Origin of the sequence: Thermomonas flagellata (assembly GCF_022419185.1) — a bacterium.
Lineage (GTDB): Bacteria > Pseudomonadota > Gammaproteobacteria > Xanthomonadales > Xanthomonadaceae > Thermomonas > Thermomonas flagellata.
Map to the genome: position 1 here is coordinate 36,611 of NZ_JAJOZK010000005.1, position 19,489 is coordinate 56,099.

Here is a 19,489-nt window from a genome sequence, read left to right on the forward strand (position 1 = left end):
CCGGGGCCGGCGGGCGTGGGCTCACCACGTGGCTCCGACGATCCGCGGCTCCGGCTCCAGTGCCACGCCGAAGCGTGCCGCCACCGCGGCCGCGACCTCGCGCGCGAGGGCGAGCAGCTGCGCGCCGCTGGCGGCACCGTGATTGACCAGCACCAGCGCATGGCGGTCGCTGATCCCGGCATCGCCGGCGCGCGTGCCCTTGCAGCCGGTCTGCTCGATCAGCCACGCCGCGGACAGCTTGCAGCGCCCGTCCGCGGCCGGCCAGTGCGGCAGGTGCGGATGCGCCGCGCGCAGCGCGGCGGCCTGGGCCGCGGGCACCAGCGGGTTCTTGAAGAAGCTGCCGGCATTGCCGAGTTGCGCCGGATCCGGCAGCTTGCCCCGGCGCAGCGCGATCACCGCGTCTGCCACCGCGCGCGCGTCCGGCGCGTGGATGCCGCGCGCGGCCAGTTCCTCGCGGATTCCGGCATAGCCCAGCCGCAGCGGCGCGTCGCGCCGCAACTCCAGTTCCAGCGCGGTCACCACCAGCCCGGCGCCGGCCTGCTTGAACAGGCTGTCGCGGTAGCCGAAGCGGCACTGCGCGCGGTCGAAGCGGTGCCAGCGCGCGGTCGCCGGGTCGTAGGCCTCGACCGCGTGCACGTGCTCGGCCAGTTCCACCCCATAGGCGCCGATGTTCTGGATCGGCGCGGCGCCCACGCTGCCGGGGATCAAGGCCAGGTTCTCCAGCCCGCGCAGCCCGCGTGCCAGGGTCCACTCCACCAGCGCATGCCAGCCGGCGCCGGCTTCGGCGCGCACGCGCGCGCAGGTGCCGTCGTCCGCGACCAGCGCGATCGCATCGCTGCGCAGCTGCAGCAGGGGTGGGGTGCGCGTTGCGGCCAAGAGCAGGTTGCTGCCGCCGCCCAGCACCAGCGGCGGGGCCGCGCGCAGTTCCGCCAGCGTGAACGCCGCCGGCAGCGCGGCCGCGTCCAGCACCTCCACCAGCAGCGGCGCGGTGGCCTCGACGCCGAAGGTGTTGCGCGTGCGCAGCGGCACCTCGTGCGCCAGGCGCAGGCCCGGGGCGGCTGCGCTCATGCGTTCGGCACCAGGCCGCGGCTGGGGGCCTCCTTGCGCCGGCGCAGCGCCTCCACGCACTCGCCGACCAGTGCCGGGCCGCGGTAGACGAGCCCGGTGTAGAGCTGCACCAGCACCGCGCCGGCGGTCTGCTTGGTGGCGGCGTCGGCGCCGTGCAGGATGCCGCCGACCCCGACCAGCGGGATCTGCTCGGGCAAGCGCGTGCGCAGCATGCGCAGGACCGCGGTGGACTTGCCCATCAGCGGCGCGCCGGACAGCCCGCCGGCCTGGTCGGCGTGGCGCAGGCCGCCGATGCCGGGGCGCGCGGTGGTGGTGTTGGTGGCGATCACCCCGTCCACCTGGAGGTCGCCGAGCACCCGGCCGGCGGCGTCGATGTCGCTGTCGGACAGGTCCGGCGCGATCTTGACGAGCACCGGCACGCGCCGCCCGTGGCGCGCGGCCAGGCGCTCCTGCTCCTCGCGCAGGATCGCGACCAGCCGGCGCAGCGCCTGCTCCTCCTGCAGCTCGCGCAGGCCGGCGGTGTTGGGCGAGGAGATGTTGACGGTGACGTAGTCCGCCAGCGGATACACCTTGCGCAGGCAGTGCAGGTAGTCGAGCGCGGCCTCGTCGTTCGGGGTGTCCTTGTTCTTGCCGATGTTGATGCCGAGCAGCCCGCCGCGGCGCTGCGCGCGCGCGACGTTGCGCACCAGCGCGTCCACCCCGTCGTTGTTGAAGCCCATGCGGTTGATCAGCGCCTGTGCCTGCGGCAGGCGGAACAGGCGCGGGCGCGGGTTGCCGGGCTGCGGGCGCGGGGTGACGGTGCCGACCTCGACGAAGCCGAAGCCGAGCGCCAGCAGCGCGTCCACGTGGGCGCCGTTCTTGTCCAGCCCGGCGGCGAGGCCGACCGGATTGGGGAAGGTCAGCCCGAACGCGCGGGTCGGCAGCGGCGCCGGCGGCTGCCCGAGCAGCCCGCCCAGCCCGGTCCGCCGCAGCAGGTCCAGCCCGCCGAGGCCGAGCGCATGGGCGCGCTCGGGGTCGAGGGCGAACAGCAGCGGGCGCAGCAGGCCGTACACGCGCTCAGTGGTGGGCGGCGAAGGCGAGGAAGGCCGCCAGTCCGCCGAAGAACAGCACCACCGCGGCCACCGCCAGCACCGCCAGCGCGATCGACAGCCAGCCCAGCACCAGCCCGGCCACCGCCAGGCCGTCGCCGTCGAGCCGGTCCGGGGCGCGCCGGATCTCGCTGCGCGCCATGTGCCCGGTGATCACCGCGGCGATGCTGCCCAGGAACGGCAGCAGGGTCCAGCCGAGGATCCCGGCGATCAGGCTGACCACGGCCAGGCTGCTGGTCTGGCGGATGCTGGCGTTCATCGCGGCGGCTCCCCTCGCAGGCGCTGGCGGTTCACAGGTCGAACTTGATGCCCTGGGCCAGCGGCAGGGCGTCGGAGTAGTTGATGGTATTCGTTTGCCGGCGCATGTACGCCTTCCACGCGTCGGAGCCGGACTCGCGGCCGCCGCCGGTGTCCTTCTCGCCGCCGAACGCGCCGCCGATCTCGGCGCCGCTGGTGCCGATGTTGACGTTGGCGATGCCGCAGTCGCTGCCGGCCGCCGACAGGAACGCCTCGGCGCGCTTGAGGTTCTGGGTGAAGATCGCCGACGACAGGCCCTGCGGCACCGCGTTCTGCATCGCGATGGCCTCGTCCAGCTCCTTGTACTTCATCACGTACAGGATCGGCGCGAAAGTTTCGTGCTGGACCACCGGGGTATCGTTGGCCAGGCCGGTGATGATGGTCGGCAGCACGAAGAAGCCGGGGCGGTCGAGCGCCGCGCCGCCGGTCTCGACCTTGCCGCCGGCCGCGCGCGCCTGCGCGATCGCGTCCAGGTAGGCGTCGACCGCGGCGCGGTTGTTGAGCGGGCCCATCAGGTTGCGCGGGTCGGTGGGGTCGCCGATCTTCTGCTCGACCTGCTTGTAGGCCGCGACCAGGCGTGCGAGCACCTCGTCGTAGCGGCTCTCGTGGACCAGCAGGCGGCGGGTGGTGGTGCAGCGCTGGCCGGCGGTGCCGACCGCGCCGAACACGATCGCCGGGATCGCCAGCGCCAGGTCGGCGGTCTCGTCCACGATGATCGCGTTGTTGCCGCCCAGCTCCAGCAGCGAGCGGCCGAGCCGGCGCGCGACCCGCTCACCGACCACGCGCCCGACCTGGGTGCTGCCGGTGAAGCTGATCAGCGGCACCCGGCGGTCGTCCACCAGCGCGGTGGCCAGCTCGGTGCCGGCATCGTTGAACAGGAAGAAAATGTCCGGGAAGCCGCCGGCGCGCAGCGCCTCGTTGCAGATCTTCATGCTGGCGATCGCCGACAGCGGCACCTTGGGCGAGGGCTTCCACAGGCTGATGTCGCCGCACACCGCGGCGATGAAGCTGTTCCAGGCCCACACCGCGACCGGGAAGTTGAACGCGCTGATGATCCCGACCAGCCCGAGCGGGTGCCATTGCTCGTACATGCGGTGGCCGGGGCGCTCGCTGTGCATCGACAGGCCGTAGAGCTGGCGCGACAGCCCGACCGCGAAGTCGCCGATGTCGATCATCTCCTGCACCTCGCCGTCGCCCTCGGGCTTGGACTTGCCCATCTCCAGCGCGACCAGCGAGCCGAGCGCGTCCTTGTGCCGGCGCAGGGCGTCCGCGCACAGGCGGATCGCCTCGCCGCGGCGCGGCGCCGGGGTGGTGCGCCAGACCTTGAACGCGGCCTGGGCGCGCTCGACGATGCACTCGTAGTCGGCGCGCGAGGACGCATGCACCCGCGCCAGCACCTCGCCGGTGGTCGGGTTGACCGGTTCCAGCACCCCGGCGTCGGTGGTGCGCGACCACTCGCCGTGGCCGAGGTAGGTGCCGGATTCGACGTCGTTCAGGCCGAGGGCTGCGAGGACGGGGTGGGGCATGGCGGACTCCGGGATGAAAGGCAAACGGCATGGCGGCGGCGCCGCCGTGGACGGGGGCGGCGTGCGCCCGTGCTGCGGTGGCGGCCCCGACACGATTCGAACGTGCGACCTTCCCCTTAGGAGGGGGACGCTCTATCCAGCTGAGCTACGAGGCCTGGCGCGGCCATTATCGCAGTGGCCGCGCCTGCCGGCCAATCCGACCACGCGGCCGACGGATCGCCGGGGGAATCCGGCGGATCGCCAGGCTCACCATGCCCGCAGCAGGGCCTGCAGCGCGGCCAGGTCGTTCGCCAGCGGCTCGGCCTGCGCTGGGCGCGCCAGCATCGCCGCGAGCGCGGGCGGCGGCGGCACCGGCATCTCCAGCAGCGGCTCCACCACCTCCGGGAACTTGGCCGGGTGCGCGGTCGCGACCACCGCCCAATGCCCGCCCTCGCCGCGCGCGCGCAGGCGGTCGAGCACCTCCGCCGCGCAGGCGGTGTGCGGGCACACGACCTGGCCGCGGCGGGCGTGGGTGCGCACGATCGCGGCGCGGATGCCGGCATCGTCCACGGCCTCGGCGGTCAGCTCGCGGCGCAGCGCGGCCGGATCCGGGTACAGCGCCTGCAGCCGCTCGAAGTTGCTGGGCGCGCCCACGTCCATGGCGTTGGCGAGGGTGGCGAGGCTCGCGCGCGGGCGGTAGTCGCCGCCGGCGAAGAACTCCGGCAGCACGCTGTTGGCATTGCTGGCCAGCACGATCCGCCCCAGCGGCAGCCCGATCCGGCGCGCCAGCAGCGCGGCCAATGCGTTGCCGAGGTTGCCGGTGGGCACCACCAGGTGCAGCGGGGCGGCATGCGCGCGCCAGTGGACCAGCGCGGCGTGCGCGTAGTAGGCCATCTGCGGCAGCAGGCGGCCGAGGCTGATGCTGTTGGCCGAGCCCAGCGGCACTTCGGCGCGCAGGCCGGCATCGGCCAGCACCGCCTTGGCCAGCCGCTGGCAGTCGTCGAAGCTGCCCGCCACCCGCAGCGCGCGCACGTTGCCGCCGAAGCTGCCGAGCTGGTGCGCCTGGCGCGGCGATACCCGGCCGTCCGGGTACAGGATCAGCACCCGCAGCCCCGGCTGCCCGTGGAAGGCGGCGCCGACCGCTGCGCCGGTGTCGCCGGAGGTCGCCACCACGATCGTCAACGGGCGTCCGGCTGGCGTGCGCGGCAGGGCCGTGAGGCAGCCGGCCAGGAAGCTCGCGCCATAGTCCTTGAACGCCGCGGTCGGGCCGTGGAACAGCTCCAGCAGGAAATCGCCGTCGGCCCCGAACGGGCACAGCGGCGCCGGCACCGCGAAGGCGCGCGCGCAGATGCCCGGCAGCGCCGGGGCCAGCGCGTCGCCGGCGAACAGCGGCGCCAGCAGGCGGGTGGCGACCGCGGGCAGGTCGGCGTCGGCGGCGAAGGCCGCCGCGTCCAGCCGCGGCCACGCCTCCGGCAGGTACAGCCCGCCGTCCGGCGCCAGCCCGGCGGCGATCGCCTCGGCCAGGCCGGCCGCCGGGGCCCGTCCGCGCGTGCTGTACACCCTCATGCCAGTAGCCGCGCGCCGGGCGCGGCGATCGGGGTCAGGTGCACGTCGCAGGCCAGCTCGGCCGCGGCGAACGCGGCGGCCATGGCGTCCGCCGCCGCCTGCGCGCCGGCGCGGTGCTCGCACCAGGCGAACACGCTCGGCCCGGCGCCGGAGATGCTGGCGCCGAGCGCGCCGGCCGCCAGCGCAGCCTCCTGCACCGCACGGAAGCCGGCGATCAGCGGCGCCCGCCGCGGCTCCACCAGCACGTCGCGCAGGCCGGCGCGCACCAGCTCGGGATCGCCGCGCTCGCAGCCGAGCAGCACCTGGGCGAGGTTGGCCGACTGCGCCACGAACTCGCGCAGGGCATAGCCGCCCTGCAGCACCTCGCGCGCGCGCCGGGTCTCCAGCACCGCATGCGGATGCACCACGGCGGCGTGCCACTCCGCCGGCACCCGCACCGGCGTCACCCGCGCCGCGGTCGCCAGCACCAGCCCGCCGAGCAGCATCGGGCCGACGTTGTCGCCGTGCAGGCCGCCGCTGGCGACGACTTCGCCGGCCAGCGCGTACGGATACAGCGCCTCCACCGGCAGCGGCGCGTCCAGCAGTGCGTTGGCGGCGACCAGCGCGGCCACGCAGGAGGCGGCCGAGCCGCCCAGCCCGGAGCCGAGCGGCAGCCCCTTGTCCAGTTCCAGCTCGAACCCGAACGGCAGCCGCAGCGCGCCGCGCAGGGCGATCAGCGCCTGCCCGGCGGTGTTGCGCTCCGGCTGCAGCGGCAGGGTGGTGACGCTGCCGCGGATCGCGGCGATCCGCACTTCGGGGGCGTCGATCCGACGCACCGTGGCGACGTCGCCGATGCCGGCGATGGGATGGCCGAGGATGTCGAATCCGACCGCGACGTTGCCGACCGACCCGGGCGCGAACGCGCGCGCCTGCGCCGGCGGGCTCACAGGCGCGCTCCCAGCGCCGCGCACAGCCGCAGCAGGTCGGAGAACACCCCGGCGGCGGTGACCTCCGGGCCGGCACCCGGCCCCTGCACGATCAGCGGATTGGCGTGGTAGCGGCGGGTGGTGAACTGCACGCAGTTGTCGGTCAGTCGCAGATGGGCGAAGGCATGGTCGGCCGGCAGGATGCGCAGCGCAACCCCGGCGCGGCCGTCGGCGTCCAGATGCGCCACGTAGCGCAGCACGCCGCCCTGCGCGCGCGCCGTCTCCAGGCGCGCTTGCATCGGTGCATCCATCGCCTCCAGCGCGGCCATGAAGCCGTCGCGGTCGGCGCTGCGCAGGGCCTCGGGCACCAGGCTTTCGACCGTGACGTCCTCCAGCGACAGCGGCAGCCCGGCCTCGCGCGCGAGGATGACCAGCTTGCGCGCCACGTCGGTGCCGGACAGGTCGTCGCGCGGGTCCGGCTCGGTGTAGCCCAGCGCGTGCGCCTGCCGCACCAGTTCGGAGAACGGGGTGCGGCCGTCGTGGCGGTTGAACAGCCAGGCCAGGGTGCCGGAGAACAGGCCGTCCACCGCCAGCAACTGGTCGCCGGTGTCCAGCAGGTCGCGCAGGGTGGAGATCACCGGCAGCCCGGCGCCGACCGTGGCCTCGTAGCGGAAGCGCGCGCCGCTGCGCGCCTGCGCGGCGCGGATCGCGCGGTAGCGCGCCAGCGGGCCGGCCCCCGCCTGCTTGTTCGGGGTGATCACGTGGATGCCGGCGGCCAGCCAGTCGGCGTAGTGCGCGGCGACCGCGTCGCTGGCGCTGCAGTCCACGATCACCGCGTGCGGCAGGTGGCTGTCCAGCAGGTGGCGGGCCAGCGCGGGCAGGTCGGTGGCGCGCGCCTGCGCCGGGTCCATGCGCGCACGCCAGTCGGCGCCGTCGCCGTGGGCGAAGGTCCACATCCGCCGGCTGCCGGCCAGCGCGCGCAGGCGCAGGTCCACGTTGGCCTCGCGGCGCAGGCGCGGCAGCGCCTCCTGGATCTGGTCGAGCAGGGCTGCGCCGACCTTGCCGGGGCCGATCACCGCCAGCGCGATGGTCTGCGGCGACAGCCAGAACGCGGCGTGCGCGGCGCGCAGCGCGCGCGCACCGTCGGCGGCGGCGATCGCCACCGAGATGTTGCGCTCGGACGCACCCTGCGCGATCGCGCGGATGTTGACCCGCGCCCGCGCCAGCGCGCCGAACAGCTGCGCCGCCACCCCGGGGGTGCCGGCCATGCCGTCGCCGACCGCGGCCAGCACGCTGATCCCGGCCAGCGCCTCCACGCCCTGCACCTGGCCGCAGGCCAGCTCGCGCGCGAACGCCTCGCGCAGGGCCGCCTGCGCGGCCTGCGCATCGGGTGCGCGCACCACCGCGCAGATCGAGTGCTCGGAGCTGCCCTGCGAGATCATCACCACCGACACCCCGGCCCGGTGCAGCGCGGCGAACATGCGCTCGGCGGTGCCCGGCACCCCGATCAGGCCGGCGCCCTCCAGGCTCACCAGCGCCAGCTGCTCGTTGAGGGTCAGGCCCTTGACCGGGCCGCTGGCATCGCCGCGGGCGTCGATCCGGGTGCCGGGGAAGCCGGGGTTGAAGGTGTTGCGGATGAGGATCGGCAGGTCGCGCGCGATCGCCGGGGTCATGGTCTGTGGGTGGATCACCTTGGCCCCGAAATAGGCCAGCTCGCAGGCCTCGCGATAGCTCATCGCCGCCAGCGGCACCGCCTCCGGCACCACCCGCGGGTCGGCCGACAGCACGCCGTCGACGTCGGTCCAGATGTGCAGCTCGGCGGCCTCGAACAGGACTGCGAAGATCGCCCCGGAGTAGTCGCTGCCGTTGCGGCCGAGCACGGTCGGCAGGCCGTCCGGCCCGGCCGCCACGAACCCGGTGGCGACCACCCGCGGCTGCGAGTGCGCCTGCCGCCACGCGGCTAGGCGCGCGCGGCTGGCGTCCCAATCCACGATCGCGCCCAGCTCGCCATGGCGCACCTGCAGCACGCTGCGCGCATCCAGCCAGGCGTAGTCCGCGCCGAACGCCTGCAGGTGCGCCTGCAGCAGGCGCGAGGACAGCACTTCGCCGAGGCCGTGGATGCGCTCCAGCGCGGCACGCCCGGGTTCGCGCAGCAGGCCGACCGCGCGCAGCAGCTCGCCCAGCTCGGCGAACTGTGCGTCCAGCCAGGCGTGCAGCGGGTGGCTCGGCCCGAGCAGGGAGTCCGCGGCGGCGCGATGGCGGGCATGCAGCGCCTCCAGCGCGGGCGCCCACTCGCCGCCGCTGCGCGCAGCATCGGCCAGCGCGATCAAGGCGTCGGTGACCCCGGCCATCGCCGAGGCGACCACTACTTGTTGCGGTTCCGGCGCGTCCTGCAGCAGGCGGGCGACGTGGGCGATCCGCCCGGCATCGGCGAGCGAGCTGCCGCCGAACTTGTGGGCGCGGCAGGGCACGGCGGCGGGCGGAGGGGCGGGGGCATCGGCGGCGGGCATCGTCGGCTCCAGGAGGGGCCTGCCTCGCGTTCGCGCCGGGTGCCGTGGCCCCGTCGCTGTTCGCGGTGCGGGGCCATGGCGGGGAGGGATCATCCGGGCATGGGCGACCGCACCGGGCGGCGGGTGCCGGTACCGGTGGTAATGGTCGCGCCGTGGGCCGTGCGGATGGGCATGCGCGGACTGTGCGGGGGCGCGCGCGGCAGTGTCAACTTTGGTTGCGCGGGCAACGGCGGCGCGCGGGCGGGCTGGCGCCGGCCGTTATATCCTGTCCCGCCCATCGTCGGCGCCTGCCCATGCGCTTCGTGCATTCCTTTTGGCTGCGTTCGCTGTGTCTGCTCGCCGGCCTGCTGCTGGCCGGGGCCGCCAGCGCCGGCGCGCTCACGGTGGCCGCGGCCGCCGATCTCAAGTTCGCGCTGGACGAGATCGTCGCCGCTTACCGCAAGGCGCACCCGCAGGACCGCATCCAGGTGGTGTACGGCTCCTCCGGCAAGTTCCACACCCAGATCCAGCAGGGTGCGCCCTACGATCTCTTCTTCTCGGCCGACATCGCCTACCCGCAGGCGCTGGTGCGCGACGGCCACGCGCTGGCGCCGGTGCGGCCGTACGCGTTCGGCCGGATCGTGCTGTGGAGCCGCAGCCGCGACGCCAGCCGGATGACCCTGGCCAGCCTCACCGATCCGGCGATCCGGCGGATCGCGATCGCCAATCCCAAGCACGCGCCCTACGGCAAGCGCGCGGAGGAGGCGCTGCGCGCCGCCGGGCTGTGGGAGCGAGTGCAGCCGAAGCTGGTATTCGGCGAGAACGTCGCGCAGACCGCGCAGTTCGTGCAGACCGGCAATGCCGACGTCGGCATCATCGCGCTGTCGCTGGCGCTCAGCCCGGTGCTGGCGCGCGAGGGCGGGCACTGGACCATCCCGGACCGTCTGCACGCGCCGCTCGAGCAGGGCTATGTGATCACCCGGCGCGCGGCGGACAATCCGACGGCGCGCCAGTTCGCCGCCTACATGGCCAGCCCGGCCGCGCGCGCGGTGATGGCGCGCTACGGCTTCGTACTGCCGGGCGAACCGGTGCGCTGAGGACCGGCGCATGTGGCTGACCGCGAGCGACCTCGAGGCTCTGGCGCTGACCCTGCGCCTGGCTCTGGTGGTCACCGCGATCCTGCTGGTGCTGGGCACCCCGCTGGCGTGGTGGCTGGCGCGCACCCGCAGCCGCTGGAAGGGGCCGCTGGGGGCGGTGGTGGCGCTGCCGCTGGTGCTGCCGCCGTCGGTGCTGGGCTTCTACCTGCTGCTGGGGATGGGGCCGGACGGCCCGATCGGGCGCCTGACCCACGCGCTGGGGCTGGCCCCGCTGCCGTTCACCTTCACCGGGCTGGTGGTGGCGTCGGTGTTCTACTCGCTGCCGTTCATGGTGCAGCCGCTGCAGGCCGCATTCGAAGGCGTCGGCCAGCGCCCGCTGGAGGCCGCGGCCACCCTGCGCGCCTCGCCGCTGGATGCCTTCTTCACGGTCGCGGTGCCGCTGGCGCTGCCGGGCTACCTGACCGCGGCGGTGCTGACCTTCGCCCACACCGTGGGCGAATTCGGGGTGGTGCTGATGATCGGCGGCAACCTGCCCGGGATCACCCGGGTCGCCTCGGTGCAGATCTACGACCATGTGGAGGCGCTGGAATACGCCGAGGCGCACCGGCTGGCGGCGGTGCTGCTGGTGTTCTCCTTCCTGGTGCTGCTGGCGCTCTACAGCCGTCGCCCGGGCGGCCGCGCGGTGGGCTAGGGATGGCGATCGAGGCGCGCTTTGCGATCGGCTGGCCGGGCTTCGCGCTGGACGTGGACCTGCGCCTGCCGGCGCGCGGGGTGACCGCGCTGTTCGGCCACTCCGGCTCCGGCAAGACCACCCTGCTGCGCTGCGTGGCCGGGCTCGAGCGCAGCCGCGCCGGGCGGCTGTACGTGGACGGCGAATGCTGGCAGGACGGCGCGCACTGGCGGCCGCCGCACCGGCGGCCGCTCGGCTATGTGTTCCAGGACGCCAACCTGTTCCCGCACCTGAGCGTGCTCGACAACCTGCGCTACGGCCAGCGCCGCAGCCGCGACGCGGGGCGGGTGCCGCTGGAACAGGCGATCGCGCTGCTGGGCATCGAGCCCCTCCTGCAGCGGCGCCCGGAGCGGCTGTCCGGCGGCGAGCGCCAGCGGGTCGGGATCGCGCGCGCGCTGGCGGTCGGCCCGCGCCTGCTGCTGATGGACGAGCCGCTGGCCGCGCTGGATGCGCCGCGCAAGCGCGAGATCCTGCCCTACCTGCAGCGCCTGCGCGACGAGCTGGCGATCCCGATCCTGTACGTCAGCCACGCGCTGGACGAGGTGCTGCGGCTGGCCGACCACGTGGTCGAACTGGAGGCCGGGCGGGTGCGCGCGCAGGGGCCGCTGGCGCAGTGGCTGGCCGGGCATGCGCCGGGCGCGGACGCCGACGGCGAGGCCGGGGTGGTGCTGCAGGGCGAGGTCGCCGAGCGCGACCCGCACTGGCACCTGGCGCGGGTGGCGTGCGCGGGCGGCGACCTGTGGCTGCGCGACGCCGGCCTCGCCTGCGGCCGGCGGGTGCGGGTGCGGGTGCTGGCGCGCGACGTCGCGCTGGCCACCGCGCCGGTGCACAGCAGCGTGCGCAACCAGCTGCCGGGGCGGCTGCTGGCGGTGCTGGACGATGTGCATCCCGCGCTGGCGCTGGCGCGGGTGGGCGTGGGGCCGGATTGGGTGCTGGCGCGGGTCACCCGGCAGGCGCTGGCGGCGCTCGGCCTGCAGCCGGGCGATCCGGTGTGGGTGCAGGTCAAGACCGCGGCGCTGCTGGAATGAGCGTGCCGGGGCCCAAGGCGCGGCTGGCACTGGAACGCCACCAGGCCTGGCTGTACCTGCTCGCGCTGGCGCTCGGGCTGGGCCTCGGCCAGGCCTGGCCGACGGCGCGTGTCGGGTTCGAACGGGCGCTGTGGCCGCTGCTGGCGTTGCTGCTGTTCGCCACCTTCGTGCAGGTGCCGTTGCTGCACGTGCGCGCCGCATTCGCCGACGGGCGCTTCCTGGCCGCGGTGCTGCTCGGCAATTTCGTGCTGGCCCCGCTGCTGGTGGCCCTGCTGCTGCCGCTGCTGCCGCCGGACCCGGCGCTGCGGCTGGGGGTGCTGCTGGTGCTGCTGGTGCCCTGCACGGACTGGTTCCTGCCGTTCAACCAGCTCGGTGGCGGCGACCCGGCGCGTGCGATCGCGGTGACCCCGCTCAACCTGCTGCTGCAGTTGCTGCTGCTGCCGCTGTGGCTGGGCTGGCTGGGCGGGCCCGGGCTGGGCGCGGCCCTGGCCCCGGCCAGCGCCTGGCCGGCCCTGCTGCTGGTGCTGCTGCCGCTGTTGGCCGCCGCGGCTGCTGAACGCTGGCTGGAAGCGCGGCCCGCGCGCGCGTCCTGGCGCGAGCGGCTGGCCTGGTGGCCGGTGCCGCTGCTGGCGCTGGTGGTGCTGGCGATCGCGGCCAGCCAGGCCATGGCCGCAAGGGCGGCGCTGCCGCTGTGGCCGCGGGTGGTGCCGGTGTACCTGCTGTGGCTGCTGCTGGCGGCGCTGCTGGCGCGTGCGCTGACCCGCCTGTTGCGGCTGCCGGCGGTGCAGGGGCGGACCCTGGCCTTCAGCTTCGGTACCCGCAACTCGTTCGTGGTGCTGCCCTTCACCCTCGCGCTGCCGGCGGGGTGGGAGACTGCCGCGCTGGCGATCGTCCTGCAGGCGCTGGTGGAGCTGCTGGGGATGATGGTGTTCGTCTGGTGGGTGCCGCGCCACCTGTTCCCGCGAGGAGTGCGATGAAGATGGAGAAGTGGGTGCTGTATGCGTTCGTGTCGATGCTGTTCGCCGGGTTCACCTCGGTGATCGCCAAGCTGGGCCTGGCCGGGATTTCCGGCGAGCTCGGCCTGACCGTGCGCACCCTGTACGTCGCGGTGTTCGTGCTGCTGTTCGCCGCGGTCGCGGTCCCGCTGCGCGACTGGGGCGGGCTGACCGCCAACAACCTGCTGTGGCTGGGCCTGTCCGGGGTCACCACCGCGCTGTCGTGGATCTTCTACTACAAGGCGCTGAAGGCCGGCGAGGTGGCCACCGTGGCCCTGATCGACAAGGGCAGCGTGGTGGTGGCGATGCTGCTGGCCTGGCTGCTGCTGCGCGAGGCCATCACCGCGCGCATGCTGCTGGGCGCGGCGATGATCGTCGGCGGCCTGCTGGTGATCGCGCGGCGCTGAGACCGGCGCGGGCTAGCGGGCGGGATCGCGCGCCGGGTCCGGCTCGCGCGCGGCGATCAGGGTGCTGGCGGTCATGTCCGCGGTGACGTTGCCGACCGTCGCCAGCACGTCCGGGATCGCGTCGACCGCCATCAGCACCAGCAGCGGCGCGACCGGCAGGCCCATCGCCGAGGTCACCGGCAGGTTGGTGGCGATGAAGATCGCCTGCCCGGGCAGCCCGACCGAGCCCATGCTGACCAGCACCGACAGCAGCACCCCGGTGGCCAGCTGCGCCGCGCCCAGTTCGATCCCGAGTGCCCAGGCGATGAAGCAGGCGGTCGCGAGGTACTGCACCGGCGAGGTGATCCGGAACAGCGACACCGCCATCGGCAGCACCAGCCCGAACACCCGCGGCGGCTGCGCGAGGCGGCGCTCGGCGCTGTCGAGCATGGCCGGCAGGGTGGCCAGCGAGGACTGGGTGCTGGCCGCGACCGCCTGCACCGGCAGCAGCGCCGCGAGGTAGGGGCGCAGGCGCTGGCGCCCGGCGGCCACCGCCAGCAGCACCAGCAGCGCGCTGACCAGCAGGTACAGCGCGCACTCCAGCAGCACATACAGGCCGAGCGCCTGCAGCATGCCCAGGCCGGCCTGCGCCGCCAGCGCGAACACCAGCGCGAAGATGCCCAGCGGCGCTGCCCACAGCACCCAGCGCACGATCACGATCATCGCCTCGGCCAGCGCCTGGAAGAAGCCGACCATGCGCGCGCGCGGCTCCGGCGCGAGGCGGGTCAGGGCGAAGCCGAAGAACAGGGCGAAGGTGACCAGCGGCAGCATGGCCCCGGCCGCGGCCGCCGCCACCGCATTGCTGGGCACGATCGCCAGCAGGGCGTCGGCCCACCCGCCGGCGCCGGTGGCCGGCAGTTCGGCGCCATGGCCGCGCAGGGCGGCGGCGACCGCCGGGTCCGGGCGCACCTGCGCCAGCGCCAGCGGCGCGAGCACGGCGGTGAGCGCCCCGGCCAGCGCCAGCAGCAGCACGAACAGGCCGATCGTGCGGCGGGCGATGCGCCCGGACTGCGCCGCATCGCTGGCCTGGTTCACCCCGACCACCACCAGCGCCAGCACCAGCGGCACCACCGTCATCTGCAGCGCGTTCAGCCATAGCCGCCCGAACGGCTGCACCAGCGCCGCCGCGCGGCCGGCCAGCGCCGGCGCCAGCCACTCGCCGAGGATGCCGAGCCCCAGCCCGGCCAGGAGCCCGAGCAGCACGCGCAGGGTCTGGCTCATGGCACGGCCCCCGCCGGCGCCGGTAGGCCCCACGCCGCCCACAGCGTCCGGTACTGCGCCTGCGGCAGCAGCACGAACACCGGGTGCCGGCGCGCGTCCAGCCACGCCAGCAGCGCCTGCATCGATTCCGGCGCCATGGCGGTGCAGCCGGCGGTGGTCTCGTCCGGCGCCCGCCACAGGTGGGCGAAGATGCAGCTGCCGGCGCCGGCCACCGCCTGCGGGTTGTGCAGGATCACGAACCCCTCGCGGTAGCGCAGGTCGCCATCGGCGTGCAGGTCGCGGCGCATCGGTTCGGTGGCGCCGGCGACCGCCGCGGGCGGCGCCGTGCGGCGATCGACGATCCGGTTGTAGAGCGGCGAGTCCGGCACGTCGATGCACCAGTCGTCCGCGCCCATCGCGCGGTAGGGCAGGCCGGTCGCGGCCTGCGGCGCATAGCCGAACGCCGGGCCGAGGGCGAACACCCCGGCCGGGGCGCGGCCGTCGCCCTCGCGCTTGTGCGGGCCGTCGGCGGGCACGGTGTGCAGCCCCAGGCCCCAGGCACTGCCGCTGCGGCCGAGCATCACCGGCACCGGCGCCGCGACCGGCCGCCACTGGCCCTCCACGCGCTCGAAGCGCTGCAGCTGGCCGCGCGGGCTGTCCCAGTCGGCGCTGGTGACCAGCACCAGCTGGCCGGCATTCGCCCAGCGCGCGGCTTCTGGGCGCAGCGGCGTGCGCGGCGCGCACGCCGCCAGCAGCAGCGGCAGCAGGGCGGACAGCAGCAGGGCGGGCGACCGGCGTGGACGCATGCGGGCGGGCCTTCGGGGCGTGAGCGAGGCGGCAAGGATGCCGGATGCGGCGGGCGTGGTCATCCCGGCAGCGGCTGCAGCCCGTCGATCGCGGCGATGCCCAGCCCCGGTGCGTCGCCGAGCAGGATGCGCGCGTCCGCGAACCGGGTCGCACCGACGACCGGATCGTGCCGGCACAGCGCCGGCACGTCGAGGTCGAGGCGGGTGATGGTCGCCGCGCGCGCGGCGGCCACGTGCGCGGCGGCGGTCACCCCGATCGTGGATTCGAGCATGCAGCCGAGCATGCACGGCACCCCGTGCGCCGCGCACAGGTCCGCGATCTGCAGCGCCGGTACGATCCCGCCGGCCTTCATCAGCTTGATGTTGACGATGTCGGCCGCGCGCCGGCGCAGCAGTTCCAAGACCTCGCGCGGGCCGAACGCGCTCTCGTCGGCCAGCACCGGGGTGTGCACCGCGGCGGTGACCTGGGCCAGGCCGTCGAGGTCGTGCGCCGGGACCGGCTGTTCGACCAGGTCGAGCGCGATCCCGGCATCCTCCAGCGCGCGCACCACCCGGATCGCCTCGCGCGCGCCCCAGGCCTGGTTGGCGTCCAGGCGCAGGCGCGCGCGCCCGGCGACCGCGGCGGCGATCGCGCGCACCCGCGCGATGTCGGCCTCGGCGTCGCCGCCGACCTTCAGCTTGAGCGCGTCGAAGCCGCGCGCCAGCGCGTCCAGCGCATCGGCGGCCATGCGCTCGGGCGGGTTGACGCTGATGGTGAGGTCGGTGCGCAGCTCGGTCGGCCCGCCGCCGAGCAGGCGGAACAGCGGGGCGCCGTGCCTCTGCGCCCACAGGTCGTGCAGGGCGATCTCGACCGCGGCCTTGGCGCTGCCGTTGCCGGCCAGCGCGCCCTGCACCGCGGTGCTGCAGGCGCGCAGGTCGTCCAGCGTGCGCCCGAGCAGGCGCGGGGCGATGTGGTCGCGGATGGCCGCGATGATCGAGGCATGGGTCTCGCCGGTGATCGCGGCGGTGGCCGGCGCGCTGCCGTGGCCGACGCGGCCGTCGTCGGCGATCAGCTGCACCACCACGTCCTCGACCTGTTCGACCGTGCGCAGCGCGGTGCGGAACGGCACCCGCAGCGGCGCGCGCAGCAGCCCCAGCTCCAACGCCGCCAGCCTCATGGCGCGGCCGCCGGGCGCACGATCGCGGTCATGCGGTCCACGTAGTCGTGGGCGCGGTCGAAGCGCAGCGGCAGCAGCGGGGTCACCGATACCCCGTTGAGCTGCAGGTTGCGCAGCTGCCCGTCGCGGTCCAGCGCATGCCCTTCGTTGATGTCGTGGATCACCCACGGCTGGCCGTCGCGCTGGCCGACCACCATCATCACGTGGCCGGGCACGAAGACCAGGTCGCCGACGTCCAGTGCGGCCAGTGCCGCCAGCCGCTGCGCGCGGGGCGTGTCAGGCGCGAATTCGCGGCGCGCGAACACCGGGCTGCGCGCCTGGTCGCCGGTGTTGCGCGGCAGCAGCAAACCCATGCTGCGGTACACCTCGGACACGAAGCCGCTGCAGTCGCGGCCATCGTAGGCATGGCCCCAGCCGTAGCGCTCGCCGAGGAACTTGAAGGCCTGGCGCAGCAGGTTGGCACGGGTCAGCGGCAGGTAATCGGGAGCGCTGTCGGGGCCTTTCTGCAGTAGCGCCGGCGCGAACCCCAGCGAGCCGTCGGCCTGCCGCACCGGCAGTTCCAGCGCCCACGCCGCGTACGGATTCTGGCTGTTCACCGTGGCGTCCGCGGAGAGCGCGGCCAGCGGCAGGCGCAGGCCCATGTCCAGCTGCAGTTCGGACACCCGCGGGTCCTCGCGGGTGAAGACGGTGCGCGGCTTGGCGCCGACGATCACCCGGTACGGGGTGCGTTCGCCGTAGCCGAGCACGACCGCGCGCGGGCCCTCGGCGATCGCCTCCGCGCGCACCCAGGCCGCGTAGCGCGGGCTGACCACGAACCGCCAGGCGCCGTCGGCGCTGGCGTGCGCCACCAGCACCGGATCGCCCGGGAACAGCGCGCTCTCCTGGAAGCGGTCGATGTCGGTCTCGCCGCGCCGGCTGAACACCCGCAGATCGGTCGGGAACGCGCGCAGGTCGGCGCGCCGCACCGCGAGCGCGAAGCGCGCCGGCTGCTCCGCCGGGATCGCCGCCAGCGCGCGGTTGGCGGCGATCGCGGCCAGCGTCGGCGCCGGCACCGGCTGGCCCTGCACGTCCCACAGCGGCGCGTCCGGGAGCCTGGCCAGCGCGTCGATCCATGCGCGCACGCGGGTGCCGTCGATCTGCGCCGGCAGCGCGGCGAGGTCGTGCATCGACGGGTCCTCGCGCAGCAGGCGGGCGTTGCGCGCCGCGATCGCCTGCGGCGGCAGCAGCACCGCGTCGGGTTCGGCCACGCGCGCGATCCAGTAGTCGGGGCTCAACTGGGCTTCCTCGATGGCGAACAGGCGTCGCGCCCGCGGCTCCGGCGCCTGCGCCCAGCCCGGTGCCGTGGCGAGCAGCAGCAGCGCCAGCAGGGCGGCGCGCAGGGTTGGAAGGTGGCGGGCAGGCAAGGGCATGGGCAGGCGATGGCCGGGATCGGCCCAAGCCTAGCAATCCCGCCGCAGTCCGGCGACCGTCGGCATCGATGGATGCCATCATCGTCTCCCTCCCATTGCCTGAGTGCTGCCATGCCCGTCCTGCTGCGCCTGCTCGCCGGCCTCGCCTGCCTGTGCGCGGCCGGGTTCGCTGCGGCCCAGCCGCAGGTCGCGGTGCCGAGCCCGGAGGCGATCGACGCCGCGGTGCGCGAGGTAGTGGCGCGCTACCAGCTGCCGGGGATCGCGGTCGGGGTGGTGGCCGACGGCCAGGTCCTCTACCGCGGTACCTTCGGCGAGACCCGGGTCGGCAGCGGCGATCCGATCACCGTACACACCCAGTTCAAGATCGCTTCCAACAGCAAGGCGTTCACCGCCGCGCTGCTGGCGCGCCTGGTGCAGCAGGGCCGCCTGCGCTGGGAGGATCCGGTGGTGCGCCACCTGCCCGGGTTCGCGATGGCCGATCCCTGGGTCACCCGCCACATCACCGTGCGCGACCTGCTGGTGCACAACAGCGGGCTGGCCGAGGGCGGCGGCGATCTGATGCTGTGGCCGGAGCCGAACCTGTTCACCCGTGCCGACATCGTGCGTGGCGTGCGCCACATCCCGCTGGCCTACGACTTCCGCGCCGGCTACGCCTACGACAACCTGCTGTACGTGGTGGCCGGCGAGGTCGCCGCCGCGGTCGGCGGGGCGTCCTACGAGGACCTGCTGCGGCGCGAGGTGTTCGCCCCGCTCGGACTGGACGGCTGCCGGGTCGGCGCGTTCGCGCTGGCCGATGCCGGCAGCGTGGCGCAGCCGCATGCGCGCCGCGACGGCCGCAACGTGCCGACCCGGCCGGATCCGGCGCAGGTGCCGGAGAGCGCCGCCGCCGCGGCCGGCGGCATCCGCTGCGACCTTGAGGCGATGCTGGCCTGGCTGCGCAACTGGCTGGCCCCGGAGGCCGCGCAGTTGCAGTGGCTGGGGCCGGAGCAGCGTGCGCAGATGCTGCGCGCGCACACCCCCATGCCGGTGCCCGTGCTGCGCCGGCGTTGGGACAACACCCACGTGCTCGCCTACGGGCTGGGCTTGCGCCTGGCCGATGCCGACGGGCAGTGGACGGTCTCGCACACCGGCACCCTCGGCGGCATGTACTCGATGCTGCTGATGCTGCCGGATGCCCGTTCCGGCTTCGTGTTCATGATCAACGGCGATGCCGGCCAGGCGCGCAGCGTGCTGGGCGAGGTGCTGCTCAAGCTGTTCACCGCGCCGGCGCGCTCGCTCGGCGTCGCCGGCTACGCCGATGAACTGGCGCATCCGGCCGCCGCCCCTGCCGGCAGTCCCGCGGCAGCGGTGCCCGACATCGCGCGCCGGGTCGCGGCCACCCCGGCGCAACTGCGGCCGTGGCTGGGCCGCTGGCGCGATCCCTGGTTCGGGGAGGTCGCGCTGTGCCCGGCCGGCGACGGCGTCGAGTGGCGGTCGGCCAAGTCCCCGCGCATGCACGGCCGGGTCGGCCTGCTCGACGGGCGCTACGTGGTGAAGTGGGACGACGAGGCGGTGGACGAGGATCCGGTGCTGCTGTTCGCACGCACGTCCGGCCGCCCGCTGCTGCGCATGCAGCGGCTCAACCCCGCCGGCGACACCAGTTCCGACTACGAGCACCTGCGCTTCGTGCGGGTGGGCGGCTGCCGCTGAGGCCGGCCGCACGC

General features: G+C 74.9%; 17 protein-coding genes and 1 tRNA gene. 6 read left to right on the forward strand and 12 right to left on the reverse strand.

Annotated elements, in window-relative coordinates:
• Positions 1–21: 21 nt before the first annotated feature.
• The 8 genes from murB to thrA all read right to left on the reverse strand — a co-directional run bounded on the left by murB (position 22) and on the right by thrA (position 8,939).
• Positions 22–1,068: a UDP-N-acetylmuramate dehydrogenase gene (gene murB, locus ML340_RS06180; RefSeq protein ID WP_240097776.1), complete on the reverse strand. Its 1,047-nt coding sequence runs from the start codon at positions 1,066–1,068 to the stop codon at positions 22–24.
• Positions 1,065–2,120 carry a quinone-dependent dihydroorotate dehydrogenase gene (locus ML340_RS06185; protein ID WP_240097778.1) on the reverse strand — a complete coding sequence of 352 codons (1,056 nt, stop codon included), beginning with the start codon at positions 2,118–2,120 and terminating at the stop codon, positions 1,065–1,067. The genes murB and ML340_RS06185 overlap by 4 nt, the downstream gene beginning before the upstream one ends.
• Positions 2,121–2,124: 4 nt before the next feature.
• A complete protein-coding gene (locus tag ML340_RS06190) occupies positions 2,125–2,415 on the reverse strand; it encodes a DUF4190 domain-containing protein (RefSeq protein WP_240097780.1) in 291 nt (96 codons plus the stop codon).
• Between the two features lie 31 nt (positions 2,416–2,446).
• Positions 2,447–3,979 carry an L-piperidine-6-carboxylate dehydrogenase gene (gene amaB, locus ML340_RS06195; protein ID WP_240097782.1) on the reverse strand — a complete coding sequence of 511 codons (1,533 nt, stop codon included), beginning with the start codon at positions 3,977–3,979 and terminating at the stop codon, positions 2,447–2,449.
• A 78-nt stretch (positions 3,980–4,057) separates the two neighbouring features.
• Positions 4,058–4,134, reverse strand: a tRNA-Arg gene (locus ML340_RS06200).
• A gap of 91 nt (positions 4,135–4,225) precedes the next feature.
• A complete protein-coding gene (gene thrC, locus ML340_RS06205) occupies positions 4,226–5,524 on the reverse strand; it encodes a threonine synthase (RefSeq protein ID WP_240097784.1) in 1,299 nt (432 codons plus the stop codon).
• Complete coding sequence (locus tag ML340_RS06210) at positions 5,521–6,450, reverse strand: homoserine kinase (protein ID WP_240097786.1); 930 nt, start codon at positions 6,448–6,450, stop codon at positions 5,521–5,523. Before ML340_RS06210 ends, thrC begins: the two co-directional genes overlap by 4 nt.
• Positions 6,447–8,939 carry a bifunctional aspartate kinase/homoserine dehydrogenase I gene (thrA, locus tag ML340_RS06215; RefSeq protein ID WP_425608290.1) on the reverse strand — a complete coding sequence of 831 codons (2,493 nt, stop codon included), beginning with the start codon at positions 8,937–8,939 and terminating at the stop codon, positions 6,447–6,449. Before thrA ends, ML340_RS06210 begins: the two co-directional genes overlap by 4 nt.
• A gap of 302 nt (positions 8,940–9,241) precedes the next feature.
• On the opposite strand from thrA, the gene modA reads away from it, so the two are divergent.
• Genes modA through ML340_RS06240 form a run of 5 tightly spaced genes read left to right on the forward strand, consistent with a single transcriptional unit; the run spans position 9,242 to position 13,175 of the window.
• On the forward strand, positions 9,242–10,015 hold the full coding sequence (gene modA / locus ML340_RS06220; RefSeq protein WP_240097788.1) for a molybdate ABC transporter substrate-binding protein: 774 nt from the start codon (positions 9,242–9,244) through the stop codon (positions 10,013–10,015).
• 10 nt (positions 10,016–10,025) lie between these two features.
• Positions 10,026–10,706 (forward strand): molybdate ABC transporter permease subunit, encoded by a 681-nt coding sequence (gene modB, locus ML340_RS06225; RefSeq protein WP_240097789.1) that lies wholly within the window; start codon positions 10,026–10,028, stop codon positions 10,704–10,706.
• Between the two features lie 2 nt (positions 10,707–10,708).
• Complete coding sequence (gene modC / locus ML340_RS06230; protein WP_240097791.1) at positions 10,709–11,773, forward strand: molybdenum ABC transporter ATP-binding protein; 1,065 nt, start codon at positions 10,709–10,711, stop codon at positions 11,771–11,773.
• Positions 11,770–12,750, forward strand: a complete 981-nt coding sequence (locus ML340_RS06235; RefSeq protein WP_240097793.1) for a bile acid:sodium symporter — start codon at positions 11,770–11,772, stop codon at positions 12,748–12,750. The genes modC and ML340_RS06235 overlap by 4 nt, the downstream gene beginning before the upstream one ends.
• Positions 12,751–12,752: 2 nt before the next feature.
• Positions 12,753–13,175 carry an EamA family transporter gene (locus ML340_RS06240; RefSeq protein ID WP_240097795.1) on the forward strand — a complete coding sequence of 141 codons (423 nt, stop codon included), beginning with the start codon at positions 12,753–12,755 and terminating at the stop codon, positions 13,173–13,175.
• A gap of 12 nt (positions 13,176–13,187) precedes the next feature.
• On the opposite strand, the gene ML340_RS06245 is transcribed toward ML340_RS06240, so the two are convergent.
• From ML340_RS06245 to ML340_RS06260, 4 genes are read right to left on the reverse strand one after another with little or no spacing between them, the layout of a single operon-like run.
• Positions 13,188–14,435: a dicarboxylate/amino acid:cation symporter gene (locus ML340_RS06245; RefSeq protein ID WP_240097797.1), complete on the reverse strand. Its 1,248-nt coding sequence runs from the start codon at positions 14,433–14,435 to the stop codon at positions 13,188–13,190.
• A complete protein-coding gene (locus ML340_RS06250) occupies positions 14,432–15,220 on the reverse strand; it encodes a L,D-transpeptidase family protein (protein ID WP_240097798.1) in 789 nt (262 codons plus the stop codon). The genes ML340_RS06245 and ML340_RS06250 overlap by 4 nt, the downstream gene beginning before the upstream one ends.
• Positions 15,221–15,279: 59 nt before the next feature.
• Positions 15,280–16,377, reverse strand: coding sequence for a dipeptide epimerase (locus ML340_RS06255; protein ID WP_240097800.1), 1,098 nt, complete (start codon positions 16,375–16,377; stop codon positions 15,280–15,282).
• The gene (locus ML340_RS06260; protein ID WP_240097802.1) at positions 16,374–17,786 is read right to left on the reverse strand and encodes a C40 family peptidase; all 1,413 of its coding nucleotides are present in this window, start codon (positions 17,784–17,786) and stop codon (positions 16,374–16,376) included. Before ML340_RS06260 ends, ML340_RS06255 begins: the two co-directional genes overlap by 4 nt.
• Positions 17,787–17,897: 111 nt before the next feature.
• Here ML340_RS06260 and ML340_RS06265 point away from each other — a divergent pair, with 111 nt between their 5' ends.
• Positions 17,898–19,475 (forward strand): serine hydrolase domain-containing protein, encoded by a 1,578-nt coding sequence (locus ML340_RS06265; protein WP_240097804.1) that lies wholly within the window; start codon positions 17,898–17,900, stop codon positions 19,473–19,475.
• Positions 19,476–19,489: the final 14 nt, after the last annotated feature.

Coding starts and splice junctions, on each gene's coding strand:
- ML340_RS06190 (WP_240097780.1), bottom strand. CDS start 2,415: ATGAACGCCAGCATCCGCCAGACCAGCAGCCTGGCCGTGGTCAGCCTG.
- ML340_RS06235 (WP_240097793.1), top strand. CDS start 11,770: ATGAGCGTGCCGGGGCCCAAGGCGCGGCTGGCACTGGAACGCCACCAG.
- thrC (WP_240097784.1), bottom strand. CDS start 5,524: ATGAGGGTGTACAGCACGCGCGGACGGGCCCCGGCGGCCGGCCTGGCC.
- thrA (WP_425608290.1), bottom strand. CDS start 8,939: ATGCCCGCCGCCGATGCCCCCGCCCCTCCGCCCGCCGCCGTGCCCTGC.
- modC (WP_240097791.1), top strand. CDS start 10,709: ATGGCGATCGAGGCGCGCTTTGCGATCGGCTGGCCGGGCTTCGCGCTG.
- ML340_RS06245 (WP_240097797.1), bottom strand. CDS start 14,435: ATGAGCCAGACCCTGCGCGTGCTGCTCGGGCTCCTGGCCGGGCTGGGG.
- ML340_RS06255 (WP_240097800.1), bottom strand. CDS start 16,377: ATGAGGCTGGCGGCGTTGGAGCTGGGGCTGCTGCGCGCGCCGCTGCGG.
- ML340_RS06240 (WP_240097795.1), top strand. CDS start 12,753: ATGGAGAAGTGGGTGCTGTATGCGTTCGTGTCGATGCTGTTCGCCGGG.
- amaB (WP_240097782.1), bottom strand. CDS start 3,979: ATGCCCCACCCCGTCCTCGCAGCCCTCGGCCTGAACGACGTCGAATCC.
- ML340_RS06250 (WP_240097798.1), bottom strand. CDS start 15,220: ATGCGTCCACGCCGGTCGCCCGCCCTGCTGCTGTCCGCCCTGCTGCCG.
- ML340_RS06265 (WP_240097804.1), top strand. CDS start 17,898: ATGCCCGTCCTGCTGCGCCTGCTCGCCGGCCTCGCCTGCCTGTGCGCG.
- modB (WP_240097789.1), top strand. CDS start 10,026: ATGTGGCTGACCGCGAGCGACCTCGAGGCTCTGGCGCTGACCCTGCGC.
- ML340_RS06260 (WP_240097802.1), bottom strand. CDS start 17,786: ATGCCCTTGCCTGCCCGCCACCTTCCAACCCTGCGCGCCGCCCTGCTG.
- murB (WP_240097776.1), bottom strand. CDS start 1,068: ATGAGCGCAGCCGCCCCGGGCCTGCGCCTGGCGCACGAGGTGCCGCTG.